We start from the raw sequence: 7,081 nt of genomic DNA, 5'->3' as shown, positions 1-7,081 counted from the left end.
CAGATGCGGAAGCGGATGCAGCAGTAGCAGCAAACAGCATACATGCAGCAATTGCAAGGCCTGTCTTATTCATGTTGCTTTCCTCCTCAAATGTATTGGATTTGAATTTACATCAATAAGGTTGGCAGTCATGGTGATTTTTATGTTGAAAAATATTGGGTTTTAACAAAAGTAAGAATTTACATTGGGAGCAATCTAAAGAAATTCTGCTAAAAAAATATACATAAATAACTATGGATTATAACATTACGAACACCGTTCTTGACGAACGGTGTTCGTAATGTTATAAATATAATACATCATAAGCGCACAGATGCTATCCTGATTCCAATGATCAGAGGTAAAGCAGATTGCTCGAATGTTGAACTTAAGCTGACACAATACAATGAGGATATACTAAGGAGATGTTTACAAATGGCAACAGTTAATTCAAAAGAACAACGTCGTATCGCAATAATCGGAGGTGGACCTGGAGGTTTAACACTTGCCCTTATTTTACAGAAACATGGCATTCCCGCGGTTATCTACGAGCGTGAGCAGGAGGACAAAAGTCATGAACGAGGAGGATCTCTAGATATTCATGAAGATTCCGGGCAGCTCGCGTTGAAAGAAGCTGGATTATATGAAGCCTTTCAGCAAGCCGCACGGTATGAAGGCGAAGATTTCAGATTAATGGACAAAACAGGGAAAATTTATATCGATGAAGTGGCCGATGAAGATATGTCGGAAGGGCAGCATCGCCCTGAGATTGACCGTGGCACCCTTTGTGATTTGCTTTTAAACAAATTAGATCGGTCTAAAATACGATATGGCTATAAACTTGAAAAGCTTGTTTCTTTAGGCGCGGGCAAGTCCGAGCTTCATTTTGAGAATGGCAACGTAGAGGTGGCTGACCTTGTCATTGGTGCTGATGGTGCATTCTCACGTGTTCGCCCGCTGCTTACGGATATCGATGTAGAATATTCAGGTCTGACTATGCTGGAGCTTAACGTTACTGCAGGCAATCACCCGGATCTGGCAGCGTTCAATTCACGTGGGAAGATGTTTGCACTAGATGATCATAAAGGGATATTAGGGCAATTGAATGGTGACGGACGGATCAAAGTATATGCAAGTTTCAAGGTCGAACGGGACTGGTTAGACCACATTCGGAACGATAACCCGCAGGAAATGAAAGCGAAATTGCTTGATCTTTTCCACGATTGGAATGAATCGCTTCAGAATTATATTCGGTATGCGGAGGATGTTATTTTGCCAAGAAGGATTTACATGCTGCCAGTCGGCTTCAGATGGGAACGAAACTCTGGTGTCACGTTAATCGGAGATGCGGCTCACGTCATGTCACCTTTTGCCGGAGAAGGTGTGAACCTTGCTATGCTGGATGCATTGGAGCTTGCTCTTGCCCTTGTAAGAAACAAGAATACAGCGGAAGCCATTGAAGAATATGAGGAGAAAATGTTCAAGTATTCCTCTGAAAAAGCAGACGAATCTAATCAAAATCTCATCCTTTGCTTCTCGGATCATGCCGCACCGAACCTGGCTCATTTAATGCAATCTTATCACGACAAGTATGAGCAGCAGGCATAATGTGATCTCACGCTAGTATTTACTATTGGCTCCTGGCATGTTATAAGAAAAGTATGATGAAACCTAAACACGAAATTGTGAGTCGACGTAACCGACCAGCGAAAGAAGCATTGAGTCATGAACTGATTGTAAAGACCGCCTATGATTTGTTAAAGGAGGAAGGAACCTCTGGCATGAGCATGAGGAAGATCGCCAAGCAGCTGGACACAGGCCCATCTTCACTGTATGTTTATGTTAAAAATTTGCAGGAATTAAGCTCGTATGTGCTTGACCTTGGTCTTGGAGAGCTGCACCTGCCTGAGATTACGGACGATAACTGGAAGGATCAATTGTCCCAAACGCTATATGGCTATGCAATGTTACTTATTGAACAACCCGGGTTGGCAGAGCTATCTCTTCGAACGATTCCTATCGGTGATAATGCTTTTCGCCTGAATGAATATTTGCTTGCCGTACTGCAAAAGGGTGGAATTTCCTCCACCTCAGCTGCTTGGGGAACAGATCTTTTGCTTCTGTATGTTTCTTCTGTTGCCTTGGAGAAGGCTGCCAGATCAAGCGAGCAAATGGAACGCACCCAGAATTACTATAATGAAGCAGATCCGGTTCGTTTTCCACTGATGAATAGTCTCAAAAAAGAATTTTTCTCAGGGGATATTGACTCTAAGGAAAGATTCTTCTGGGGAATTGAAGTGATATTACAAGGAATTCTGCAGATGCAGCAGAGAGGCCGCAGTTAAAAATAAATAAAATGGCAGATGACGACTGAGAGGTGCGTTAACATTAATTTTCATGTAAATGAAGCTATTGAAATTCTGGAGCGCACGCCGCAAACTCTGGAGCGTTTCTTATCTGGTCTGTCAGAAGCATGGCTGCAATGCAATGAAGGTGAAGGAACCTGGAATGCACACGAAGTGATTGAACATTTCATTGAAGCGGAGAAGCATAACTGGATTCCGCGGGTGGAATCCATCGTGCTGGAGGGTAGACCTCATCGATTCCCAGCCTTTGACCGTTTCTCCCATTTGAAACAGATATCTGAACGAAGCGTTGAGGAAGCACTACAGGAGTTCAGTAGCATCAGAATGAAAAATATCTCCACACTCAAGGATATCATTTATTCCAATCCTGATCTGGAGAAGACCGGCTTGCATCCGGAATTCGGCAGCGTGAAGTTGAGGGAGCTGCTCTCTGCGTGGGTCGTTCATGATTTTACACATATTGCGCAAATTGTCAGAGTCATGGCGGAGAGATACAGGACAGATGTTGGACCTTGGAGTGCATATTTAGGCATTTTGAACAGGAGTTGATTTCTTCTGTAAGATTAAAGTCGCTAAATTAGCGACTTTTTTTCATTATCACACCATCCCTTTCCCCAGAAGATAAAGGAGAATGCTCATACCATATCTTGGGTCTTCACCTATCTTGAGTCTTCTTTTGCTTTAATTCAAAAATTGGTATGCAAAAAAATGCATAGAGTGGTACTTAAAACATTAAAAATGTTCATGTTAGCATAAATCTAACAGCATGCTGTACAACTGCACATTAATCATAGCTATGATGATCCAACAGCAGCAATCGTTTGAAGTTGGAATGAAGGGGGAGCGTATGAATGCAGCAAATCCCGCAACGAACAAAATAGGCAAGCTGCCTTACGTTCTTGCGATATCATTTATTCTATTGATGGTTAGTTTGTCCGTATGGTTACAACATGCAGAGATCATTTTACCAGAGGTTGCAGCGATGGCTATAGCCATGTGGGTATACAGAGAACCAGGGTGGATCAGACGTCCTTCCGTCATTTTCATTGCACCGACCATGACAGCTGCGATCGGTCTGACCATGAATCAGTTCCAAATCATTTATCCGATAAAGGTAATGCTTACCCTATTTATAATGATGTTATTTCTGAGATTAATACGCTCTAACCTCGCTCCCGCCATTGCTACAGGTCTATTACCACTCGCCATTCATGCACAGGATTGGTCATTTGTATCGATCGTCTTTGCATTCACATTGACCTTAATGGCCGGAGTTGTCGTGTTTCAGCTTCATAAAAATCTCGCAGCAAAGTCGATGATTCAATACAAATATATGGTGATTTTCCTGGCTATCTCACTATGCTGGCTCAGTATTTGCTGGTTACTGGGTTATGAACACATGGCAGTGATTCCACCTATTTTCGTCGTCGTTTACGAATCGCTCCAAAAGCCGATCTACACAGCAAAAATGGCGTTTAAGCAAGGATTTACCCTAACGATATCCGCTGCCGTTGGCGCTCTTATTTTTATACAGGTGGATTCGCAGGTACTGGCTGCGTTCATTGATATGATTTTAATCGTCGTGATATCACGCCTTTTTCATGCCCGAATTCCTGCCTTGTACGCTATACCGCTACTGACCTTTGTATTTCCCGTAGAAAAAGTGTGGAGTATACCTCTTGTCACACTTTTTGCAAGTTTGTTTATGTTCAGCTTTGTGTTGATATACAAGTATGGGGAAAAGAAGACTTTGAACCATAAACATAAGCCGAAACAAAATGAAGGCTGCGACCAGAATTCGGTGTCACCATCATAAATCATAATTAACTCGGGTGCATGGGCAGAAAGAGAAATTTGGAGGATAAACGTATGATATTTGGCCTGACTGCAGCACTTTGTTTTGGTCTATCCGACTTTATGGTTACCCAGGCCACGAGAAAGGTGCAAACGTTGCCTGCCTTGCTCGGGATTCAGCTCATTGCCTCACTATTGCTGGGAGGGTATGTACTTACGCAATCACCTCATATTGACCAAAGCCCATTGGTATGGGTTGGAATAGCCGGCATCAGTATAGTCAACTTTGCAGGCACGTTATTGTTATATCGAGCTTTTGAAAAGGGGACCCTATCCATCGTTTCTCCGATCGGCTCGGGATTTGCAGTGGTGACTGCGATTCTCGCTTTTATTGGCGGTGAGCGGTTGCCGATCAATTCCATTATAGGTGTTCTGCTGCTGGTTATTGGTGTATTGACGGTTACGAGATCAAGCAAAAGCATCGGACAACAAGTGACATTATCGGGCATACCCGAGGCCATTATCGCCTCAATCTGCATCGGTTTTTATTTTTGGGCGATCGGATACATTACTCCTCATCTGGGTGTAATTCTTCCTGTACTCGTCACACGGATCATACAGTTTTTTTGTGCGTTTATACTTCTACGGGTTAAAAAGGTTCAACTCCCACGAATAGGCCTGTCCACCGGTCTGATTCTCGTTGTAGCTGCACTGCTGGATACAGGAGCTTTACTCTCTTTTAATATGGGACAAACCGTTGATTATACCACAAGCACCACGGCCCTTACTTCATTATATAGTGTCGTTACCATACTTATGGCTGGCTGGATTTTAAAAGAAAAGCTGACGAAGAGCCAATGGACGGGCATTGCCATTATTCTTCTCGGGGTCATTATCGTGAGCATCTAGAAAGGATTATAGGATGAACAGAGTATACACCGTCTATTCATTGATTACTGATGCGAATGATTCACATCTATTAATGGTTCAAAATACAGGCTCAGAGACGTGGACTCTTCCGGGTGGTAAAGTTGAAGCTCACGAAACGTTAGAAGCCGCTGCCATTCGTGAAGTGTTTGAAGAAACAGGTTTACATGTACAGCTCCGGGGAGTCGTAGCTATTAATGAGTATATGAAGAAGGATTGTTCCGAACATGGCATATGTGTAACCTTCAGAGCATGTATATCGAGTGGGGTTGAAGCCATTTCAAGACCTGATGAGATCAGACAAATAGCCTGGATTCGTCTTGAAGAAGCGGATGCACTGATGCCATTTTATGAGGAAGGTCTGCAAGAAATCGTCCGAAAAAATGTGCAGGTATCCTATTACGATGAAGGGATCATCTGATGGTACAATGAAATGAATTATAGATAAGGAAGGGCAGTGGCCCTTCCTTTTTGCTTGCAATTTCAGATCGTCTGAGCTGAATATAACGGCTTACTGTATTTATATAAATCGAGCAAGAGCTTGAATTCCTTCGGAAATCTGAGCCTCGTTCACATTGCCAAACCCCATGATAAGGCTATCATTGTACTGATCCTTGCGAATCGTGTATCGCTCGGCCGGGTAGATTTTGATACGATGCTCCTCAAGCTCCATTGCAGTCAAAAGATCGGCGTTTCGTCCTGGCCAAGTTGCGATAAGATGCAAACCAGCAGCATCACCCGATATTTGAACCCTTTCTCCGAACGTATCCGTTAACGCATGAATCAAGTGACTTCTTCGCTTATGATAAATTCGTTTCATTCGCAAAATATGACGTTTCAGATGCCCTTCCTTCATAAATCGGGCCAATGTGATTTGCGATAAAGCAGGACACTGCATATCGGTCGTACGTTTGAGCTGCACGATCGATTCCACCAGCTCTTGCGGGGCTACAATATAACCGAGCCTTAGTGCAGGGAACATGTTTTTACTAAACGTTCCTACGTAGATTACCCGCTCAGCATCCAGCTCTCGCAGGGCATGAACAGGCATTCCCCCATAACGGAACTCGCTGTCATAATCATCCTCTATAATGTAGGCACCTGTGCTTCGAGCATAGTCAAGTAATTGGAGGCGCCTGCTGATCGACAGAATGCTCCCAAACGGAAATTGATGAGAAGGTGTTACAAAGATGCATTTGGGCTTTACATCGGTTGGCAGCCGCTCTACACATAAACCATCGGCATCGACGGGAACAGGCATAATCCGGGCGTTCGTTTCAGCGAAAAGATTATGGATAAATGTTGCCGTCGGGTCTTCCATGGCAATCGTTTCACCAGGCGCTAATAAAAGCTTGCCGAGGATCGAAAAAGCCTGGGTTGCACCAGCTGTAATAATAATTTGCGATGGCTGACAGTGAAGTCCTTTGATATGCAAAAGAAGCTCACAAATGGCTTGTCGAAGCTCAATATCGCCAGCCATATCCTCCGGGTATCCAAGCATAGAAGGAGGAAGATCATGATACACATCCAGTGCAACTCTTTTCCACTTCTGAAGGGGGACATGCTCGAGAGCAGGAAAGCTGGGACGAAAATCAATACAGGATACATGATTCTCGCATGCTGGGGAGACATTCTCATGCCTGTCAACAAGTTCTTCAGATTGTACATGCAGCGGTCTGCTTGCGCCTATATCTCTTACGAAGGTTCCCGAGCCTTGCTTACCTTCCAAAAATCCTTCAGCTGTTAACTGCTCATATACCTCCACAATAAGGGCGCGTGAGACCCCAAGTTCTTTAGCAAGCTCTCGGGTGGAGGGAAGGGAGGTTCCTGCCCTGTAACTGCCTTGCATTATTCGGTCTCTGATCCACGAGTATACCTGTCTGGTTTTCGTTTCATTCCGTCCGGATTGCATGAAAGATCTCCTTTTATTATAAAGTGGTATGGTCAAAATGCTTCAAAAATGGAACTAAGGATGACCAATATATCATGATATTATAAGTCATGCCAAATCCCAT

Annotated in this window: 7 protein-coding genes; 6 read left to right on the top strand and 1 reads right to left on the bottom strand. The window is 43.7% G+C overall.

All coding sequences use genetic code 11. From position 1 onward, the window contains the following. Window positions 1-414 precede the first annotated feature (414 nt). The 6 genes from ACQSGY_RS27235 (at window position 415) to ACQSGY_RS27210 (ending at window position 5,487) form a co-directional block, all read left to right on the top strand. Entirely contained in the window at window positions 415-1,587 is a 1,173-nt protein-coding gene (locus ACQSGY_RS27235) for an FAD-dependent oxidoreductase (RefSeq protein ID WP_427181731.1), read from the top strand. 53 nt (window positions 1,588-1,640) lie between these two features. Then, on the top strand, window positions 1,641-2,324 hold the full coding sequence (locus tag ACQSGY_RS27230) for a TetR/AcrR family transcriptional regulator (protein ID WP_167434034.1): 684 nt from the start codon (window positions 1,641-1,643) through the stop codon (window positions 2,322-2,324). Between the two features lie 42 nt (window positions 2,325-2,366). Beyond that, window positions 2,367-2,894: a DinB family protein gene (locus ACQSGY_RS27225; protein WP_111270955.1), complete on the top strand. Its 528-nt coding sequence runs from the start codon at window positions 2,367-2,369 to the stop codon at window positions 2,892-2,894. 298 nt (window positions 2,895-3,192) lie between these two features. Further along, on the top strand, window positions 3,193-4,161 hold the full coding sequence (locus ACQSGY_RS27220; RefSeq protein ID WP_240636694.1) for an efflux RND transporter permease subunit: 969 nt from the start codon (window positions 3,193-3,195) through the stop codon (window positions 4,159-4,161). A gap of 53 nt (window positions 4,162-4,214) precedes the next feature. Further along, the gene (locus ACQSGY_RS27215; protein ID WP_167434033.1) at window positions 4,215-5,048 is read left to right on the top strand and encodes a DMT family transporter; all 834 of its coding nucleotides are present in this window, start codon (window positions 4,215-4,217) and stop codon (window positions 5,046-5,048) included. A gap of 13 nt (window positions 5,049-5,061) precedes the next feature. Beyond that, window positions 5,062-5,487, top strand: a complete 426-nt coding sequence (locus ACQSGY_RS27210) for an NUDIX hydrolase (RefSeq protein ID WP_111270921.1) — start codon at window positions 5,062-5,064, stop codon at window positions 5,485-5,487. A gap of 99 nt (window positions 5,488-5,586) precedes the next feature. Here the strand turns inward: ACQSGY_RS27210 and ACQSGY_RS27205 are convergent, their stop codons facing one another. Then, window positions 5,587-6,978: a PLP-dependent aminotransferase family protein gene (locus ACQSGY_RS27205; RefSeq protein WP_427181728.1), complete on the bottom strand. Its 1,392-nt coding sequence runs from the start codon at window positions 6,976-6,978 to the stop codon at window positions 5,587-5,589. Window positions 6,979-7,081 lie beyond the last annotated feature (103 nt).

Source organism: Paenibacillus sp. TC-CSREp1 (genome assembly GCF_050171015.1).
In the GTDB taxonomy this organism is placed as follows: Bacteria; Bacillota; Bacilli; order Paenibacillales; family Paenibacillaceae; genus Paenibacillus; species Paenibacillus silvae.
The sequence above is the reverse complement of the archived record's forward strand: the minus strand, read 5'-3'. Positions and strand labels throughout refer to the sequence as shown.